Genomic DNA, 19,467 nt, shown 5'->3' on the forward strand with positions numbered 1-19,467 from the left:
ACTTAACTTTATACGGCACGGGCTTTGCCCAACGTATGAACCTGTTACAAAATCATAATACTGGCCGTTGGGCCTTCTGACATTGTATGACATCTCCTAACATTGCCATCCCCCTGTAACATTATCAACAATAAATTGTATTTTTTACTTGAAAAAAACAAAAATCGGAGTAGTGTGTTTTGAGTAATTATGAGAATTGTTCCTCTTCGATAAATGAAATCCAGAGCAAGATCATTACTTGATAAGTCTTTAGGAGCCACATTGGCTGCAATGGAAATCTATAATAAACCGAATTTTCATTACCGTGAAGAGACTTTTCCCATTCTTATTGTTAATGCACGAGAGTTGATACTTAAAGCTCGAATCTTACAACTAGATAGTAATACCCAAAGTCAACTCACGTGTAACCACTGGCTTAGTAGTGACGATCACCATAAAAAATTGAATTTTTTTTAAACTGAACTGACACAAAATTTCAATGACTCAAAAAGCCATCAACCATTATTCCACATCATCTGCAGAAATGGAGGCAGCCCGTTCCGAAATTCTGGAAGAGTTCCAGACCAGACGACAGCGCAGGAACCTGTTTCCCCTTGCAGCCTTGGTCGGACTGGGGGCTGGCCTGGTTTCCGCATTTTTCGGCGCATTTATTGAAGCTGCGGATAAACTAAGAAACTCCCTGATTGCATGGTCCACCCAATTCCCTGAATGGGGGTGGATATTCCCGGTATTATTTGGTTTGACGGGTGCGGGCTTATCCGTTTTCATCGTTCACCGCTATGCTCCGGAAACGAGTGGCAGCGGTATTCCTCACATTGAAGCGGTCATGAACCGTTTGCGAACCTTGAAATGGTCGCGGGTCCTGCCCGTTAAATTCATTTCCGGGGTCCTGTCCATCGGCGGCGGGCTGGCTCTTGGCCGTGAAGGCCCGACCGTGCAAATGGGTGGTGCCGTTGGAAATGCCGTTTCAACTATTTTTCACGTCAGACCCCGGGAGCAACGAACACTCATCGGTGCCGGGGCGGGCGCCGGACTTGCCGCGGCATTCAATGCCCCGTTATCGGGCGTGATGTTTGTTCTTGAAGAAATTCAACGTGATTTTCATCCTCTAGTGTTCGGAGCAGTCTTTCTCGCAGCGGCTATCGCTGATATCGTGGTACGGTACTTTTCAGGTGGCCGGATGTCGTTTATGGTCCCCAATTATCCGATGCTTTCCATCGCATCAATGCCCTTCTTTGTTCTGCTTGGTATTGTGGCCGGATTGCTTGGGGTTCTATACAACCGGAGTCTGATCGGGACCATCAATCTGTTTGATCTTTTCAAAGGAAGGGGGAAACTCGGTGTTGCGGCATTTATTGGAGCCGTGGCCGGATTGGTGGGCTGGTATTCCCCCATTGCCATTGGAAGCGGTCATTCCCTTGCCGAAGTGGTTCTGGTCGGTAAATTTGCCTTTTCCTCGATTCCTCTTTTTTTTGTATTTCGTTTTTTCCTGGCAACCACCAGCTACAGCACCGGTGCTTCTGGGGGCATCTTTTCTCCCCTCTTGTCTCTCGGCGCACTTTTGGGTTTTGCAGTGGGCTGCGCCTCTCAGTATGTTGCCCCGTCCATCGTGACAGAGCCAGCAGTCTTCGCTGTTGTGGGAATGGCTGCCTATTTTTCCGCCATCGTTCGGGCCCCCTTGACCGGTGTTGCCCTGATCGTTGAAATGACCGGCGGTTATCAGCAGATGCTGCCTTTGCTTGTCAGTTGTTTTTGTGCTTACGCTGTTGCGGAAATGATGAACAATCTGCCTATTTACGAAACCTTGCTTGAGCGGGACCTTGATCGTGACGGAAGTGGGTTGAATTTAACCGAGCCCATGCTTTTTGATTTTAAAATTGAAGAAGGGTCCCCTTTTTCCGGCAAAAAAATAAGCGCTCTCGGACTTCCAAGCGGGTGTCTTCTAATTCGTTATGTCTCAGAGGGAAAAGAATATGTTCCGACGGCAGACACCTTTCTTGAAGACCATATGCGGATTACCGCAGTTATTGCACCTGAGGCCGAGGAAGGCATTACAATGATTCGGAAAGGCTGCCGCAAAAAGATTTAAACGTATAAAATCGGTAAGTTAAAGGGTGTTTTAGATATGATTTCATCTACTCCGATGAGCGCCTCAAAACGCCGCTTATCCGGGCTCTGGATGGAAACGGAAATAAAGGTGAACTTCATCCGGCCTCATGGGATGAAGCCCTGGACCTGGTGATTAAAAAATTCACTGAAATCATCTAACGTCTTTGCAGTTTCAAATACATTGCGCGATAGCCTATAAAAGTGCCATAATGCTAATTTTAAGATTATTTGGCCTCATTGACTCAAACAAAACAACGGTCATCTCAGATTATCTGACACAATAATTGGAAGGGAAACGATGAAACGATTTCACAACAGGTCTAACCCGGTATTCAATTTTTTCTTTTTGCTTTTAATGGCATTTATGCTGGTAATGAACAGCGGTTGTAACGACGACAGTTCCGACAGCTCGAATAAAAATTCAGATTTTATACCTACGGCAACACCCAATAGCGGGAATTATTCAATTGACTCACTGACAATTGATGAAAAACCCGATGATTATCATCCATTAAAATACAAAACCAGCCAGCTTGTCGGACAAGAAGAACTCGCCTTTATGCTGCCGGACCCGGATGTGAATGATGACAACAGCCAGGCTTTTATTTTAGACGATGCGGATGCCGATTATGCTAAGATCAGTACATATTTGAATTCAGATCATTTCTACATGAACCGGAGGGGTGCCGTCATTCACAAAACAGCTGCCGGAGATATCACCGGTGACGGCCAAGACGAGCTATTGATGGTCATGAGCCATAAAAGCGATCGGCATGGCAGCTATGATTTTCAAACCCATCTTTTTATCCTTCACTATAACCCGGATACGGGAGAAACAGAAAAATTCAAGGAGTATGTGTTTGACAGCTTCAATAAGGTTGTTCCCTATGGCGCAGACCTGGCGATTGCCGATGTCAACAATGACGGTTATGATGATGTCATCTTCACTGTAGATAACTGGCATTTAAACGATGACGGTGATGATATCGGCAATGCCGATGGAACAAAACTTTATATTTATAAAAAAGTCAGAACCGATTGGGTTACCAGCCCTTATATGCTGGCATCCGGTACGTATAACACCCAGGTGGCGGTGGGCAATATCGATGATGATCCCTATGATGAAATAGTGCTGGTTTCATCTAAAAATTCGGATAGTTATCCTTATGATAAAAAAACGGTGGCGATCTGGGATGCAGTGGCTGGTCCAGATTATTTCTATCACACAGAGTGGAAAAGCTGGGAACCGGACTGGCCGCTTTCAAATGTAGAGCAGCAGATTGGGCTTGCAATGGGGGACTTTAACAATGACCAAATTGATGAATTCGCCTTTGGCATGCTCGATAACAATATAGTAAACATAAAGAGTTATCAATATGATGCTGATTCAGCCGATTTTATAACGTATAAAGACTTTGACATCAACACGAATAATGATGATCACACGATCTCGGATATCAGCCTGGCTACCGGCGATTTTGAAGGGGACGGGACGGATGAACTGACCATCACCTTTCTGGACCAAGCGTTTAATAATATAGGCATGAGGACCTATACATGGCGCTTTTATAACCACGCCTTTACCAATTACCAAATTTATCCCAACCAAAATAAAACCACGGAAATCATTTACTCTGGTTATACTGACTATATCTCAATTGACGCCCAGCTATCCACGGGTGATGTGGATCACGACGGAATTGATGAAATAATCATCGCCACAACACACGGTGACGAGATGAAGTGGATGCGATATGATCTTGAAAAAGAAGCCCATGGTTCATGCTGGGAATTTAAGCAGACAAAATCCTCGTCATTTGACCTTTCCAATTACTTGAAGTCCGGTGATTATTTCAGTTCCGGTTCATTTATGACATTGGGAGACTTTGACGGAGACAGCCTGAAGGTAAAATATACCGATGACCACTGGGTCCATATGATCGACCCGGTGATCACAACCGTCTTAATCGCTCCGCCTACTGAGTTTGACATTCCCCAGGCCCATCATCATAGCCATGTCACATTCGGAAAGATTAATGAAACAACCGTTGAAGAAGGAACCACATTTGAGTCCAGCATTGCCTGGGGATTTTCCGTAAAAGAAGAATTCAGCCTTCTGGCCAAACTGGCGGAAGCCGGGGTTAAGGAAGGCGTGGTGCGGGAATCAAAAATCACCGATACCACGGCTGTCCGGACGGAAAGTGTTACCTCGTTTACCGGAGACTGTTACGGCAACTATGTGATTTTTTTGGGGTCGGCCTACCACAGTTATAAATACGAAATTATCGCCTCTCCGGATCCGGATCTGTTGGGGACGTATATGACCATTGATCTACCTGTAGGATCCGGTTACTGGAAGTGGGAGATTGATTATTTCAATGAAAACAACGGCGATGCACCAGATATTGGCGCGGAAACCTTTTCCAGCATACCCGGCCAGGTGGCATCCTACCCCCGTCCCTCGGACCGAGATGCCATCATGACAGACAATGAACAAAACGGCGTTTTTTCCGCCACCACCATCGGCGGCAGTATTGAACAGCATGTGAATCAAGGAATTTCGGGAAACACCGGTGTGGGCCTGACAATTTCCGAAGAAGAGTCCCATGAAGAGGAAAACGCATGGGGATGGGAAAACGAAATTGAAGCCAGTGTTTGCGGAATCGGCGGCTGGGTCAGCAGCTCGTTTACTAAGGGTTCTCTGGTAAAATTCACATACAGCCAGGCCACTGAGTATGAAGGGGGAGTGGGTGACATCATCACCTGCTTTAATGAAGAAGGCTCCGACGGCTGTTATAAAGCATCATTGGTTGAAGAGAGTGAAAATTATGAGGAGAACTATCCGTATTGGAATAGCTATTATTATAGCTGGGGAATGTTTGTGTATAACCTTTTCCGCTCGGATGAAAATGTTAAATACAATGTCATCAATTTCTGGGTAGACGGACTGGGACCAGCTTATGACAGCTCAGGAGAGTAACCATATGTTTCTATTTTAAAACCAAAAGGCGTTCATTGTAAACATCAATGAATGCCTTTTGGCTTTTCATGCATCAATAGAGATTGAACTTAGCGCCCTGTGGGCGGACTTTCTATAATATTCTGATACGGTATTTATTTTGATTTTTTTTACATCAGTAGCATCGGCACAGGATTTTTCATCTCTTTTTCCATTTGAAAATTTTTCGAAGTGGATGAATTCAACTCCTCTTAAGGGTTATCAGGCGGCCGGTGTAGATGATATGTCTACCGATACATCTGTTTCAGATAGAAAATATCGAGCAATTTTCACTGGTAATCAGGGAATGATTAATGTCCAACTCAATCAAGGGAAATTTTTTGATGATTATAAGCACAGCAACGATTTCAAAAATGTAAAGCCTTTTAATAAAGAAGGATTTGAAACAGTATATCTTAGTAAGTCCCAAATGCCCATGTCTTTTATTAGGGTAAAAATTCCTAAATACCAAGCGACATTCTCGATTATGGCGTCACCCAAAAAAGATAAAAAGACAATGGAAACCCTACTTGAACAAATAGACCTTTATAGATACATAAAATAAATCTCTTATTATGCAACATCTAAACATATTCTAATATGGAATTTATAAAAAGAGTACTTCACACATAACCATAAAAATCCAGCAAACGCAAAAAAATGCGCCGCTGATTTTTGGCGTTCAGTGCGTCTGCGGCTCACTGAATGCCGCATATACTTACCATGTAAGGATAATCCCATGATTGAGGACTATTTTAGAAAAAAAATAGAAAAACACATCGCCCCCATACAAAGTATCACACCTATAGAAAAGGGGTTCTCCATTGAAAAGAAGTTTAAGATAACCACCGATAAAGGGGACTATCTATTGCGTGCGTCTTCAATGAAAACCTTAGACAGAAAGACACAAGAATTTGAACTAATGCGGAAGTTGCATAAAATTGGCGTGAGATGCAACAACCCAATAATAATGTTCAGGAACGATAGTCAGGAATTCGTATACGCAGTCTATAGCTTCCTACCTGGCATTGATGCTGAAGTTCACATCGCCACTATGCCTGAAGAACGCCAATACAAAAGCGGCATTGAAGCTGGTGCGGATTTAAAGAAAATTAACAGTCTAAGTTCTGAAACGACTGACTGGAAAAGCCGAAAATGGAAAAAACATGAATACTATGTGAGTCAGTATTTCGAGCAAAATTATAGATTTAAAAACGATAAGAAAGTCTTAAAGTTCATAGAGATGTATTACGACACATCTGAAACGGTCAAAGACCAGCTTCAGCATGATGACTTCCATTTGGGAAACATCATTCTTAATAACCAAGGATATGTTGGCGTTCTTGATTTTAATAGATATGATTGGGGAGACCCTCTTCATGAATTTGTCAAACTGGAATGGTTTACATGGCCTGTGAGCGAGGTGTTTGCACGTGGACAGATCGAGGGTTATTTTGGAAAGAGACAAATTGATGACATGGATTGCCTTCAGATATCCGTGTACATCGCTATGAGTATACTGTCTACAATTGTCTGGACGTTGAAATTCCATCCCCATACTTGGATAGAGACTGAAGCTAAAATGCGGATGATATTAGATCATTTCGATTACTTTGAGAGTATTCGTCCAAAATGGGCGGCATAATAAAGGCATAGCCCACGGAGGTATTGGCATTATTCATCTTCTGGCGCAAAAAATCGGTTTGATCGATAAAATTAATGAAAAGGTCAATCTTCCCAAACTTATCCGCACCTTTATTAACATTTCATATCTGATTATCAAAAAATCCAAGAAAATTATCTTTCAGTTTGTCGGATATAACGATCAGGTCAAACATATTTTCAATTTTCTTTTCCTTTTGAAGAAATTTGAATTTTCATGATCAAGGGATAAACGGACAGCCATTTCAAATAGGTTGAAGTGCTGAGTCATAACTCAATTATAGCAAAAGGAAGGCAACAAGTGATCATGACCAAAAATTGTAACGCAAATATTTCTCATGGACAGTTGCCCCCTTTTTTTCTTGTCTTTTGCAATTATATTACAAAAGGACTTTAATGGAATTATTGAAGTTGGCCACAATCGAACTTTAATGAACACGCTTGTTTTAGGCCTAAATCAGCTAGAAACAGATCTTGTAGGTAGGGAAAGATATTTATCATTTTCAATTATTATCAGGCCATTCGCCTTCAGAGTTTGAAATTCAGTATCAATTTGAATCCTGCTCAATTCGGGCCATTTCTGTCGGGCGAGATCATAAATTGTTGATATTTTACAAATTGAATCGCCGTAAAGAAGAATCTCTTTTTGCAGATGGTTGAGAAAATATCTTAAATTTTCACCGCAACGATTGTCGTGGATTAATAGAAAATCTTTTCCGAGTCTCATTTCAAGAACAGGCTTTGTTTCAGTGTCATGGTGGAGCTCTGCCCACAAATTTACCGCATCATGTAAATCCTTGGTGTATTCCGTGGCATTCTTGGTGTCTGAAGCGTAAAAGTTAAAATAGTAAAACAGGTCGGGTTCCAGAATGTCAAGGGGATAAACATGTCGATAATTCTCACGGATATAAGTTTCTTCTATCCCGAACTTATCCGGTTCTGTGAACATGGGACTGAAGCGATGCAGCTCAATGAATTGCATCCTGAGTGGTGGTTCCAAATGAACGATGAATGGTAAAAGGGCTGCCATTTTAGAATAATCGTGGGGTGTTTCCCCGGGTATACCCCATAAAATCATATAGCTCACCTTTATTCCCGCTTCACGACACCATTTCAAAAGTTGTATGTTTTCCAGATATTTAAGTCCCTTTCGCATAAGCTTCAGTACATTGTCTGAGAAACTCTCTATTCCGGCATGGACGTAGACCACTTTACCTCTTTTTAGCGCCATGATATTCTCTTTGCTGATATCGGGTCGAATTTGATACCAAAGAGAATAATCCATATTCGATTGGGCAATGGTTGGGAATAATGTCTCAAAGTGTGAGTTGTTTATGTTGTTATCGCATGCTGAAAAATCAAGATTAACATAGGCCGTTGATAACGCTTCCAATTCAGCCGTGACACGAAGGGGGGATTTAACTCTGTATTGCCTGGACAAACCGTTGAATCCACAAAAGGAACAATTTGTCTTTTCCGCCCACCAACACCCACGAGAACTCTCATAGGGCAGCGGTCGAATGGTTGGCAAGTGGACGCAATCTTCATTCATGGCATTTCGTTGTTGAAAAAAATCACTGAAATCTGGGGCTGGGAGATCATCTAGTTGCTGTGTTACCGGGAAGTGCTCTGGGCCTTTGGCAAGGCCATTTTTGTATTGAGTTAATCCCGGCATTTCCATATCTGTTTCATTTTGGAGAATTTTATCCACTATATTTACAATACTTCCATCCGCTTCACCGATGAATACATGGTCTATGATATCCGGATATTTCTGATGGTGTGCGATTCCCATCACTCCGGCCAGGCTGGGACCACCAAAAATAGTTTTGATTTCAGGTTGTATTTTCTTTATTCCTTTTGCCAGAGCCATACTTGCCAATACTTGATTATAGGTACATGAGAAACCAATGGCAGGAATCTCTTTTTTTGTTATCAGGAGGGCCAGAGAGTCAATGAATTCAGGTATGTCAACATCTCGAACCCGGGAGAGGAATTCAACATAGTTTTCCCCCAGTTTATGTTCAATGTGCTGCTGCCCAAGGGCCTTCAGGAAGTGATCCGATTTTATGCTCTCTTTGCCGTGGATATAGCACGAAAACAAATGTTCAGATAACTCAAAAAGGGAATGATCATTTGAGAGAGAGTAGTAAAATACAGGATCCATCGCATGAAAAAATTGAAAGGCTGGATAAATGATTTGTGAGCGATATCCAGATTGTTTCAGAATGCTCTGCAATAAAGAGGTGCCCAGTACAGGCGTATCCGGATATGCCCACGGCATCACTGCAAAGATGAAGTCTCCATTTTTTATTGACAGATTCATTGGATCTCCCTGTGTTTTTTAAGATTGTCGCTGTGGCCGATGATATCTAATGTTTTTGAATCCAGAAATTTGTCCAATTAAATGGTGATTACTCATAAAATTTGCCAAAATGTTTTGCAGAAAGGATCCTTTACTTTATGCTGGGGGTTGAAATGAGTTCTTTGCCTTGAAATTTAAATCCCCGCTTTATAAGCTTTTGACGTGTATTAAGATCCAACGCGGATGCATTGGAACCGCATCCTCCGCCGCAAATGGCCAGCCAGGCATCAGGGGGCGTTTGTGGGTTCAAGCCCAATTGTTTCATGAGTTCTGCTCGTGTCCTTAATTTACCATCCGGCATTACGATTGTGGCTTGTCGATTGATCCGCCTGATTTTTGTCTGTGCCAAACTTTCAATTGAAAAGCCAATTCCCGCTGCAACGCCTCCCATTGCAACCACACCAGCTTTTTTCATAAAATTTCGGCGATCTTTTTCGTGTGACATATTCACCTCCCATAAAAAATGGTGAAAAGCTGGTTTAAGGGTGTGGAGTCCTCGGCCTCCACACCTTAAATCCATTATTTCATGGGAACGCCAATCAGCTCGTTCCCTTGAAATTTAAATCCCCTCTTCATAAGCCTTTCACGGGCCCTCATATCCAGGCCCGAGGCGTTGGAGCCACATCCGCCACCGCACCCTGCCAACCAAGCATCCGGTGGTGTGTTCGGATTAAACCCAAGTTGACTCAGGATTTGTTTTCGAGTTTTTAAAGAACCATCTGGCATAACCATCCTGCGTTCTCCCCCCCTTTTCAACATTTTGACATTTTTCATATCAAGGGATTTGGCGTTTGCATTGATGGTTTTTATTGCTGTGCCTGCCAAAGCTCGGGATGATATGAGCCCAAGCCCTCCAATGACGCCCACAGTCGTAGCTGCGGTGGTTTTAATGAATTCCCGGCGATTTTTCTTTTCTGTCATTTTAACTCCCTCCCTGTTGGATTAATGTATTGGATTGATTATCAATCCCCGCATTTTGCAGATAATCCCAACGTCTTGCCACTTCATCTGCCAATGCCAGCTCAAAAGTCCTCTGGAAATCATTACAGTAGGGTTTGTTGGATAAAGATGTATTGTATTGCGCATATTGAGCACACCCACCACCACAAATTAAAGCAAATTCGCACTCTAGACAGTCTTCGATATCTGAAACACTTCGGTTGAACCATTTTTCTACCAGCGCTTGATTGAATATTGGGCCATCTTTCGACCGATAATGACCGATTTTGGAGTTTTCCTTACCGATGGATTCCCAGCAGACATAAATGTTCTCATCAGGAGCAAAAATATAATGGCCAAAATTAGCGCCGCAATACGCTCCTTTCAGTGCAAATCGCTCCCCCTTTTCAAAAACAGCCGCAATGTCCTGGGCGATGTGAACAGCAGGAGCGCTTGTGAATACATTATTGTAATTGGCGACCAGTTGGTCCAAATGTAGGGAAATATCAGCAGTCTGGAGATCAACACAAACCTTTCCGCCATCATCTTTTCTGTAAAGCGTGTTGGCGTAAATGATCACAGCCTCATTATTGGTCCACCCCTCTTTTTCGAACAGACCAAGGACCGCTTCAAATTGGTTAATATTCTGGGGGGATACATGTACTCTGATATCCACTTTTCCCTCCGCTGCTAACACCTTATTAACATTCTCAAAAATACGATCAAAGGAAGAGGCGCCTCCGCGATGAATTCTTGTTTTATCATGAATGTGTCGGGGGCCATCAATGGTGACCTGAACCTTCCTGAGGATATTTGTTCTAATTACTGGTAAAAATGAATCCAGATGATGTCCATTGGTTATAGCAACAAACCAATACCCCTTGTCGGCTCCTAATTTAAAAATAAGATCCAACAGTCTTTTGTTTTTAAAATCAAGTGGTTCCCCACCATAGAGGTTAATCATTCCTCCTTGATTGCATCCGGCATTTTTCTGTATGTTTTCGATGCCTGAAAAAATTCGTGGAACCATTTCCGGCGTCATTACAACGTTGTTTTTGTGATAATTAATATTACTTGATTTGTTATTGAGGTTTTTTTGAAGATGACGCTCAAAGCAATAGGTGCATCGGTAGTTGCAATCCATGTTGGGGACAATCATGAAGTAGGGGCGTTTTTTTTCCATTTCATGAAGTCCACGCCCAATTTCATCCACAAGCAATTTTTCTTCGTTGTGAGTGCTTTGGGTGAGATGGCCTCTTTCAAGCAAAATGGAAAAGATTTCATGGGAGAGTATGTTTTCTTCAAAAAAAGCCTGTCCACGAGGTGCGTTTTTAATAATTTTTCTAAAAAAAGCAGCCAGTTCTGGTTGGATAATATCCAATGCTCCTGAGTAGCCATTCATAAGAACGATGTTTTCATCTGGCAGCGGATGGGAAAGAATCGTGAAACTGCTAAGTCGAATCATTTGTTAAATACCTCCTTTTATTAGAGGGCCCCTTTAAAAAGCGTTCCGCGGATTTTCTTATCACATACATGGCTGTAACCACCCCCGCAACTAAAAATCAAACCGCAATAATTTCAAGCCCTTATATTTAATTTCATATAAAAGAGATAAATAAAACAATCATCCATTGAAATTGTAAATACGTTCATGACTGTTGGGGAACGTGATCTGAAAGAGGTGTCGGTGGGAATCAAAAGACTGCCGTCGAAGGAAAAAGGAGGTTTGCTCCGTAGGGATATTCAAGATAGAATATAAATATATTATCGTTATTCTTCATGGGAGTCAATAAAAAATTACTCCCTGACCGATACCGTCTTGGGCAGGGGACCACCTTGAGATATGGGCATTGTTCCTTGGCGTTCCCAACTTGTATGGATCCAGATTAATAACGTCTGTAAAGCAAGCTTGACCCCGTTTTACCCTACGGCATGGGCAGCCATCGTTACGCCCACCTTTTATATCCATTGATTGTTTGAATTATTTTCATTTTTTTGTTAATATCTAAATCGATACTGATTCTAAACCTCTACTCTACGCAGTTAAAATCAGCAAAGACACATCCACTTCTGAACACAAGACTCCCTCTCCATTGAAAAAAATCTTGAATAATGAATATTTTTCCATTTCGTGCTTATCAGATTACATGAAATCAAACTGTAAAACACAAATGGAAGTGCGCATGGCATTACCCATTGTTCCATCAAGGATATTTACTCGCATAAAGGCTTGCCCGATAATGTCCAATGTTCTGATGCACTGCCATTAATCCCTGGCAAGGGACTATAATCCTTGCAGGTGGAACCGTTACAACCGCAGACGGCAACTTGTGGGTTGTAAGCTATCATTCCCATTTTTCACATTATAATCAGGGAGGCGACATTCATGGAATTGAACCTCAGAGCCAAATTTAAAAAAGCTGGAATTTTTACTCTGGTTACAGCGTCATTTTTGATCCTGATTGTTTTCCTTCCAAGGGATGTCAGGGGTGAGAACAAGCAAATGATAAAAATGATTATCCCGAACCCAGGCGCAGAAGTCATTGCCAAAAAGCCAAGGATAAAATGCCGTGTCGCACAAGCCGTTGATCGTGATACCCTGCTTGTGATACTTGATAACACGGACATTACTGGAATCGCGGTATTCACAGAGGAAGGGTTCCATGTAAAATCTGTTGCCATCCTCCCTTCCGGAGACCACACCCTTATGATCAGTGGCGTTTCCATGGCCGGTGAGCGCTTTGAAGTATCCTTTAATTTTTCAAGCCGCCATTCAGCCCTGTTTGATGAAGCCTATTCAAACAACGAAGTTACGGTCTTATACGATAGGGTAATGGCCAAAAGCGACAAATCGGAGGGGGAACCTGATTCCAAGGTGGAAGCCAACCTTACAACGGACAATATATTGCAGACCAACAAGTGGAGATTCCTATTAAATTCCAATATCCGATATTTTGACCAGAGCACCTCCGTCTTTCCTCCCCCACCCAAAGGTGTGGAGATTATCAATTACCTTCTCACCGCAAAATACCGGGGCAACGAACTTGATTTTACAGCAGCAACCGGCGATCTCCAGTTAAATGAAAGCGAAAATACCGTGGCTTATCTCTCACGAAGAGGAGGGCAGTTTTTGCTGGAACACAAGAACTTTAATCTGAACAGCTTTGTTCTAAAGAGCGACCAGATATTTGGATTTGACGGTGATTTAGGCCTTGAAGGTGACCTTGACGATCACATCATAGGGCTTTCAGGAGCGGTCAAGCTCTTTTCCGACAAACTGCAACTCAAAACCGTATATGCAACAGGCAGCGAGCCGGGCGATGATTTTGGTTCCTGGTCAACAAGTGGAGATAGAAAAGGTAACGTCATCGGATTTATTATGGGATCCCATCTGCTGGATGACAGAGTGATACTTGATGCAGAACTTGATTTTTCCAGATATGATTCAGATATCCTGGACGAATTTGGTTCAGAATCGGATAAGGCTTACAGAATAGGGGGCGAGACAAATATCGGAAATTACAATTTGCAGGCCCTATACCACTATACCGGTCCAGAATATCAGGTGGTGGGGAACCCGTCCATTCAAAAGGATTTACAGGGGATTTCAATCCAGGTAGGTACAAGCCGTGAAAACCATGCCATAACCCTCTCATTTTCCCAATATCATGACAATGTCAAAAATAACCCCATCTATTCCAGAATCAAGACAAAGACGTTTGGAGGTGATTATAATTTCATGGGGTTCCAGGAATTTCCCATGGGAATCTCCTTTGAAAGAACAAGTTTAACAAGCTCCAGGGAACCTGAATTTACAGATCCCACCAGAACCTATACAGACATCCTTACAGGTCATATTGCCTATATTAAAGGCAAGTTGAGCGTGGGGTTCCAGGCAGGATACGGATTTCAGGAAGACCGGATTTCAGACTTTAACGATACAACCAATATCAACCTGTCCCTTTCACCCTCCTATTCGTGGGATAGACTCTCCATCTATCCAAGTTTCAGCTTTAACAGGTCCAGGGCCCATTTTACCGATGTGAATACAGATACCTATACGACGACTCTGTCCTTTAACGGCAAGCTGATCCCGGAAAAAATGGAATGTGAATTTTCAGGTACCTATAATAAAACCACGGCGGATAACAACTCAACAGATATTGACAGCATTAATGCAAGCACGAGAATATCCTATTTCTTCACCAACAACTTTTGGATCATGACAAATCCTGCCGTTGCGCTGATGGCCCAATACAACCAAAGCAGGGATCGACTGTTTGAACAGGAAGGCGAAGAGTTCAGAATCCTTTTGTCATTCACAAACAACATCTCATTTTCATTTTAAGGGGGAGTGACATGAATATCAGACCACACCTATGTGTTTACGTTTCTGTCATTGCGCTGCTGCTTTTCATCTCAGCAAATCCGCTTTACGCCATCACCATCTCTTCAAGTCCTGTAAACCCAAACGTAAATCAGCCGGTGACACTGACAATAACATCCACATATACGGCAACCCCAAGCTGTGACATTCTTGTTGATTTTGGTGACGATTCAGGCCAGGTATCAGCCGGGACATGCTTTGTTACGCCATGTATTCAGGTTTTGACCCACACCTATACAGCGCCCGGCCCGTACACCATTCTTGCCGGAGAAAATGCAAATCTTTGCAGAGTCTCACCAGGAGGCCCGAACCCGGCAACACTCCAGATAAATGTCCAGGCCGTCTGTGTCCCCATGTCAATAACAACGCCTTTCCCCCTTCCCCCGGGATCCGCTGGCCAGCCCTACACCGCCCAGATTAACATCTCTGGCGGATATACCCCGGTCTCCTTTTTCAAAATCTCCGGGGAGCTCCCGCCAGGATTAACCATGAATACCTCCGGCCGGATATCGGGCACACCTTTAAGCGGCGGTACTTTTTCCTTCACAATCATGGCCGAGGATGCCTGTCCCAAAGAAAAGCAGTCTGCGCAGAGGACATTCAGTCTCTATATCAGCCAGGCCGCCACCATGGGTGTTACCGCACTCCCGTCCTCATTCACCATTGGCCGGGGCGCACCAACCACAAAGTCCATCACCTTTACGATCTCTTCCGCTTCCCTTGGAAACGTGCAGTTAACCTCTTCCATGGGACGCTTTATGGCCGGTGGAGACGTGGTTGGAGAAATCCCTTCACCAATTAATATTTCAATAACCAACGGGTCTGGAAGGGTTACAGAAACCATTTATATTCCCATTGCCGTGATAAAACGAACCGAAAATCTGGGTTTATCAAAATTCACTTATCAAAGAACATTTTCCGGCCAATCTCTTTCCGCAACTGCACGCAGCAACATCACCATCACAACGGATGCTGGTGCAGAATTCAGAATCTCGGGAACAAGACTCTTTTTTGAAAATAACCGTCCGGAAATAACCATTTCAAGCAACCAACCCCTCCCGGAGTTGTACGCCGAGATCCGACATACCGGTACAGGATTGCTTAAAGGGTACTGGGAGGTGGACGGGAAAATATTTTCCAACGTATTCAAGACGATTTCCAACGTTGACCGCACAATAATAACATCTCCATCCATGCCGTCTTTTCCAACCTTTGATCCCGGAAGCCATGAGGTCAGGTTCATCATAACCTCACCACAGGAAAATATTGATTTTCCCAAAGTCATATACTTTGTAAAACCGGTGGCGCATACAAAACAGCTCCTCATCAGATTGGTTCTGCCACAAAACAACTCAAGGCTTAAATTCACATCGGGTGAATTCAAATGGGAAGAGACTCACTCCGTTAAATCCGCCACATATCTGATTGAATTCAAGGAAATGGCAGAGGAAAACACCATATTCTCAGCATATGTCACAAAAGGAAATTACCACTTATCAGATGATTTATTAGGCAGATATTTCAAAGCAGGTGAAAATTACCAATGGAGTGTCACGGGCTTTGATACTGACGATGAAATACATGGCGTAAGTGGTCGGTTTAACTTTTTTTTCATGCCCCGCAAGAGCAAATAAATCGCCATGGATGAAGGGTAGACTTCTATGTCTTGATATGTTTTTTACAGCGATTACATATTGCCAAGTAACTTCTCAATAAGTCCGGTCATTCAGGTCGTTCTTTTGAATATTACCCGGCGTTTAAAGGGTAAACTGGATTATACGCTACCCACATGAAACAGCGACAAGCCTAAATTAAAGTCCATTCCGAAAACCGCCAGTATTTTAAATTTTCCAATGGTAAATTCCAATCCATGGAGCGCTGGGCCCAAAAAATATAAAACAGGGTGACAAACGTCCTGAAATGAAGATAAATAGAGTTCAGGGAGGCCGGATGAAGAAAACCTATAAAACCGCCAGGATCAACAAGGATAAAAATTTCGACGGAAAATTCTTTTTCGGGGTAAAAACCACGGGAATTTTCTGCCGGCCCTCCTGCCCGGCCCCGGTGGCCAAGGAAGAAAATGTGGTCTATTTCAAGGACATATTCGAAGCCCTGGACCAATTCTACCGGCCCTGCCTGCGGTGCCGGCCGGATATCAATTTGGATTACTATAACGGCAATGCATCGGGTACCCTTACGGTTCAGACGGCCTTAAAGATGATCTACGACGGTTACCTCAATTTCCATTCCGTTGCCGACTTGGCCGGGGAGTTGAAGGTCTCGGACCGCCACCTGAGAAAATTGTTCATTGAAAATTTAGGGGTGCCTCCGGTAAAAATCGCAAAATACCACAGGGCCATGTTTGCCAAAAAACTGCTCATGTTTTCCAGACAGACGGTGACGGATATCGCCTTTGCCTCGGGTTTTGGCTCCATCCGGCAGTTCAACCAGGTATTCAAAGAGATTTTCGGCATTGCCCCTTCGGCGGTAAAAGAGGAAAATACAGAAAAAGACAGAGCCGACACCACCCTTTTGATATCCTACAACAGGCCTTTTAATTTTTCCCAGATCATTGAATTCATGAAAATCCGGGCCATCAAAGGGGTGGAGGTGATCGACGACACCAGCTATGCCCGGACCTTCAGGACCCGGCGGTCCAAGGGCTATTTCATTGTCAGGGACAATCCCACTAAATCTGCCCTGGAACTGAGTATTCTCTGCGACAATATCCAATGCTATATGGAAATTTATAACCGGGTCCGGCGGATGTTTGACCTGAATACGGATTTCACCCGGATCAATGATAAATTCAAATCGGATTCCCATCTCTCCAAAGGGATGAAAGCGGGACATGTCCCCAGGCTGCCCATCGCCTTTGATTCCTTTGAATTTTGCGTCCGGGCGGTGCTGGGCCAGCAGATATCGGTGCAGGCCGCCTCCACACTTGCGTCACGGATTGCAAAAAAAACCGCCTTAAAAACAGAAAAGGGGTTTCCACAGGGCCTGGATTATTTTTTTCCGGGACCCGAGGAGGTGACTGAAACCAGCCTTGAAGGCATCGGCATCACCGGTGCCCGCCAGGCCACCATTGCCAATATTGCCCAGGGAATCATGGACAAGGCCTTTTCCCTGAATCCCAATCAACCCTTTGAAAATTTTCAAAAAGATTTTTCCGCCCTCAGGGGCATCGGGGAATGGACGGTGAGTTACGTGGCCATGCGGGGCCTGGGCATGGTGGACAGTTTTCCGGCAACGGATCTGGGCATTATCAAGGCCCTGGAGAAAAACGGGAAGCGTCCCGGGAAAAAAGAGATACTGAAACGGGCTGAAAAATGGCGGCCATACCGGGCATATGCAGCCCTCTGCCTCTGGAACCAGTAGTGTTGAACTGACACCGAATCAAGGACAACTATGATGTATTATACAAAATTTAACACCCGTTTTTGCGAGGTTATCCTGGCCGGGGATGAAAAGGGGCTGTCCCATCTTCACCTCAACACCGGGGAGGGCAGCCGGAAATTTGGAATCCAGGAAGAGTGGGAATTAAAGCCAGCATTTTTTGAAGATATCAAAACCCAAATCCTTGAATTCCTGGATGGCAGCAGGAAGACATTTGATGTGCGCCTCAATCCGGCAGGCACGGAATTTCAAAAAAAGGTCTGGGAGCAGTTACGTAAAATCCCCTTTGGCCACCTTGCCAGCTATGGGGAAATTGCAAAACAACTGGGCAATCCCAAGGCTTCCAGGGCCGTGGGAGCGGCCAACGGAAAAAACCCCATTCCTCTCATCATTCCCTGCCACCGGGTGGTGGGAGCCAACGGAGACCTCACCGGGTTTGCCCACGGCCTGGCCATCAAGGAAAAACTCATTGGACTGGAAAAAGGGACAACCACGTAACCCCAAATTTATTGCCCATGGAATTTTGAACCGGACATTATCGTGCCCGGTCTGGGCCAGCTCAAGGAAAGCCTGACCTGACCGGCACCCTGTCTATAATCATTTTGTATTATGAGGAAATCCATGTACGCAGTTATATTTGAAGTTAAGCCCATTCAAGCTGGAAAGGCAGAATATCTGGAATTTGCAGCCAACCAAACGCCCGCAGTAGAAGCCCGGATCATGTGGCGCGCAGCTTCGATCAAAAGGTTGAGCGCCTCATTTACAAATGATTTTCAACGCACTTGTAGTAATCGCTTGCTTTGGATTTCCGAGGCTGATAGATATCAAAATCATATGGTGATGCTTGTGCCATTGAAAATCAATATGGTTGTATAGCATAGATGTTTTATCTAAAAAAACATATAATATGAGAATGATAAAAGCGGAGAGTCTAACAAAAACATGCTGACGGATAAATCGCAGATGTTTACGTTCGGAATCAATAAAAAAAGGGTACAAAAAAATGCATACTATAAATTCAATAGGAATAATACATTCACCCCATAAATCCATTGAAGAAATGCCTATTCAACCCAAAGGTGCATCAGAGTTTGCTGGGCATGTAATAATGGATGAAAAATATATTGACGGATTGCAAGACCTCGATGGCTTTAGTCATATATATCTTTTGTATAGTTTTCATGAGGCAACACGAACCGAACTGCTTGTAACGCCCTTTATGGACAAGCAAACAAGAGGTGTGTTTGCCACACGTTCTCCTCTACGACCAAATCATATTGGTATATCTATTGTGAAATTACAAAGAGTCGATGGAAATATAGTTTATGTAGAGGGTATTGATGTACTTGATGGAACCCCCTTATTGGATATCAAACCATATATAGAAGAATTTGATGCCTTGAAAGAGAGTACTTCCGGTTGGATGCAAGCCAGTGATGAAGAAATTAGAAAAAAACGTTCTGATGAAAGATTTAGGTAATAGAAAAATCCGAATGAAGATCAAAAAAATGCCGAAACCAGTCGTTTGAGCGGACGGAAAAAGCCCCGCCGATCAACTCTGACGTTAGGATTCTAACAAAGTACAATCTAAAAGGTATGAAATTTGAA

15 protein-coding genes and 1 pseudogene are annotated in these 19,467 nt (G+C 43.4%); 12 read left to right on the top strand and 4 right to left on the bottom strand.

Annotated elements, in window-relative coordinates; genetic code table 11:
• Positions 1–213 precede the first annotated feature (213 nt).
• The 6 genes and pseudogenes from ACYQ2M_RS22940 (at position 214) to ACYQ2M_RS22965 (ending at position 6,752) form a co-directional block, all read left to right on the top strand.
• Positions 214–456 (top strand): DUF3644 domain-containing protein, encoded by a 243-nt coding sequence (locus ACYQ2M_RS22940; RefSeq protein ID WP_459918730.1) that lies wholly within the window; start codon positions 214–216, stop codon positions 454–456.
• A 22-nt stretch (positions 457–478) separates the two neighbouring features.
• Complete coding sequence (gene clcA, locus ACYQ2M_RS22945; RefSeq protein ID WP_459918731.1) at positions 479–2,089, top strand: H(+)/Cl(-) exchange transporter ClcA; 1,611 nt, start codon at positions 479–481, stop codon at positions 2,087–2,089.
• 17 nt (positions 2,090–2,106) lie between these two features.
• A pseudogene (locus ACYQ2M_RS22950) lies at positions 2,107–2,265 on the top strand (molybdopterin-dependent oxidoreductase); the annotation flags it as partial.
• Between the two features lie 142 nt (positions 2,266–2,407).
• Entirely contained in the window at positions 2,408–5,089 is a 2,682-nt protein-coding gene (locus ACYQ2M_RS22955) for a hypothetical protein (RefSeq protein ID WP_459918732.1), read from the top strand.
• A 139-nt stretch (positions 5,090–5,228) separates the two neighbouring features.
• Positions 5,229–5,672, top strand: coding sequence for a hypothetical protein (locus ACYQ2M_RS22960; protein WP_459918733.1), 444 nt, complete (start codon positions 5,229–5,231; stop codon positions 5,670–5,672).
• A 174-nt stretch (positions 5,673–5,846) separates the two neighbouring features.
• Complete coding sequence (locus ACYQ2M_RS22965) at positions 5,847–6,752, top strand: aminoglycoside phosphotransferase family protein (RefSeq protein WP_459918734.1); 906 nt, start codon at positions 5,847–5,849, stop codon at positions 6,750–6,752.
• A 474-nt stretch (positions 6,753–7,226) separates the two neighbouring features.
• Here the strand turns inward: ACYQ2M_RS22965 and ACYQ2M_RS22970 are convergent, their stop codons facing one another.
• From ACYQ2M_RS22970 to ACYQ2M_RS22985, 4 genes are all read right to left on the bottom strand, one after another.
• On the bottom strand, positions 7,227–9,095 hold the full coding sequence (locus ACYQ2M_RS22970) for a RiPP maturation radical SAM C-methyltransferase (protein WP_459918735.1): 1,869 nt from the start codon (positions 9,093–9,095) through the stop codon (positions 7,227–7,229).
• A gap of 130 nt (positions 9,096–9,225) precedes the next feature.
• A complete protein-coding gene (locus tag ACYQ2M_RS22975; RefSeq protein ID WP_459918736.1) occupies positions 9,226–9,579 on the bottom strand; it encodes a twin-arginine translocation signal domain-containing protein in 354 nt (117 codons plus the stop codon).
• A 74-nt stretch (positions 9,580–9,653) separates the two neighbouring features.
• The gene (locus ACYQ2M_RS22980; protein WP_459918737.1) at positions 9,654–10,055 is read right to left on the bottom strand and encodes a twin-arginine translocation signal domain-containing protein; all 402 of its coding nucleotides are present in this window, start codon (positions 10,053–10,055) and stop codon (positions 9,654–9,656) included.
• A 1-nt stretch (position 10,056) separates the two neighbouring features.
• The gene (locus ACYQ2M_RS22985) at positions 10,057–11,538 is read right to left on the bottom strand and encodes a radical SAM protein (protein ID WP_459918738.1); all 1,482 of its coding nucleotides are present in this window, start codon (positions 11,536–11,538) and stop codon (positions 10,057–10,059) included.
• Positions 11,539–12,576: 1,038 nt separating this feature from the next.
• On the opposite strand from ACYQ2M_RS22985, the gene ACYQ2M_RS22990 reads away from it, so the two are divergent.
• The 6 genes from ACYQ2M_RS22990 (at position 12,577) to tsaA (ending at position 19,339) form a co-directional block, all read left to right on the top strand.
• Positions 12,577–14,421 (top strand): hypothetical protein, encoded by a 1,845-nt coding sequence (locus tag ACYQ2M_RS22990; protein ID WP_459918739.1) that lies wholly within the window; start codon positions 12,577–12,579, stop codon positions 14,419–14,421.
• Between the two features lie 11 nt (positions 14,422–14,432).
• Entirely contained in the window at positions 14,433–16,094 is a 1,662-nt protein-coding gene (locus tag ACYQ2M_RS22995) for a putative Ig domain-containing protein (protein ID WP_459918740.1), read from the top strand.
• 316 nt (positions 16,095–16,410) lie between these two features.
• Entirely contained in the window at positions 16,411–17,841 is a 1,431-nt protein-coding gene (locus tag ACYQ2M_RS23000; RefSeq protein ID WP_459918741.1) for a DNA-3-methyladenine glycosylase 2 family protein, read from the top strand.
• 30 nt (positions 17,842–17,871) lie between these two features.
• On the top strand, positions 17,872–18,357 hold the full coding sequence (locus ACYQ2M_RS23005) for a methylated-DNA--[protein]-cysteine S-methyltransferase (RefSeq protein WP_459918742.1): 486 nt from the start codon (positions 17,872–17,874) through the stop codon (positions 18,355–18,357).
• Between the two features lie 123 nt (positions 18,358–18,480).
• Complete coding sequence (locus tag ACYQ2M_RS23010; protein ID WP_459918743.1) at positions 18,481–18,735, top strand: hypothetical protein; 255 nt, start codon at positions 18,481–18,483, stop codon at positions 18,733–18,735.
• 127 nt (positions 18,736–18,862) lie between these two features.
• Positions 18,863–19,339, top strand: a complete 477-nt coding sequence (tsaA, locus tag ACYQ2M_RS23015) for a tRNA (N6-threonylcarbamoyladenosine(37)-N6)-methyltransferase TrmO (protein WP_459918744.1) — start codon at positions 18,863–18,865, stop codon at positions 19,337–19,339.
• The last annotated feature ends 128 nt before the right edge of the window (positions 19,340–19,467 follow it).

Source organism: Desulfocicer niacini (assembly GCF_054657595.1).

Excerpts from the sequence above, each read along its gene's own strand:
- ACYQ2M_RS22975 (WP_459918736.1), bottom strand. The coding sequence starts at position 9,579 with ATGTCACACGAAAAAGATCGCCGAAATTTTATGAAAAAAGCTGGTGTG.
- ACYQ2M_RS22940 (WP_459918730.1), top strand. The coding sequence starts at position 214 with ATGAAATCCAGAGCAAGATCATTACTTGATAAGTCTTTAGGAGCCACA.
- tsaA (WP_459918744.1), top strand. The coding sequence starts at position 18,863 with ATGCATACTATAAATTCAATAGGAATAATACATTCACCCCATAAATCC.
- ACYQ2M_RS23000 (WP_459918741.1), top strand. The coding sequence starts at position 16,411 with ATGAAGAAAACCTATAAAACCGCCAGGATCAACAAGGATAAAAATTTC.
- ACYQ2M_RS22980 (WP_459918737.1), bottom strand. The coding sequence starts at position 10,055 with ATGACAGAAAAGAAAAATCGCCGGGAATTCATTAAAACCACCGCAGCT.
- ACYQ2M_RS22955 (WP_459918732.1), top strand. The coding sequence starts at position 2,408 with ATGAAACGATTTCACAACAGGTCTAACCCGGTATTCAATTTTTTCTTT.
- ACYQ2M_RS23005 (WP_459918742.1), top strand. The coding sequence starts at position 17,872 with ATGATGTATTATACAAAATTTAACACCCGTTTTTGCGAGGTTATCCTG.
- clcA (WP_459918731.1), top strand. The coding sequence starts at position 479 with ATGACTCAAAAAGCCATCAACCATTATTCCACATCATCTGCAGAAATG.
- ACYQ2M_RS22985 (WP_459918738.1), bottom strand. The coding sequence starts at position 11,538 with ATGATTCGACTTAGCAGTTTCACGATTCTTTCCCATCCGCTGCCAGAT.
- ACYQ2M_RS23010 (WP_459918743.1), top strand. The coding sequence starts at position 18,481 with ATGTACGCAGTTATATTTGAAGTTAAGCCCATTCAAGCTGGAAAGGCA.
- ACYQ2M_RS22995 (WP_459918740.1), top strand. The coding sequence starts at position 14,433 with ATGAATATCAGACCACACCTATGTGTTTACGTTTCTGTCATTGCGCTG.
- ACYQ2M_RS22990 (WP_459918739.1), top strand. The coding sequence starts at position 12,577 with ATGATAAAAATGATTATCCCGAACCCAGGCGCAGAAGTCATTGCCAAA.
- ACYQ2M_RS22965 (WP_459918734.1), top strand. The coding sequence starts at position 5,847 with ATGATTGAGGACTATTTTAGAAAAAAAATAGAAAAACACATCGCCCCC.
- ACYQ2M_RS22970 (WP_459918735.1), bottom strand. The coding sequence starts at position 9,095 with ATGAATCTGTCAATAAAAAATGGAGACTTCATCTTTGCAGTGATGCCG.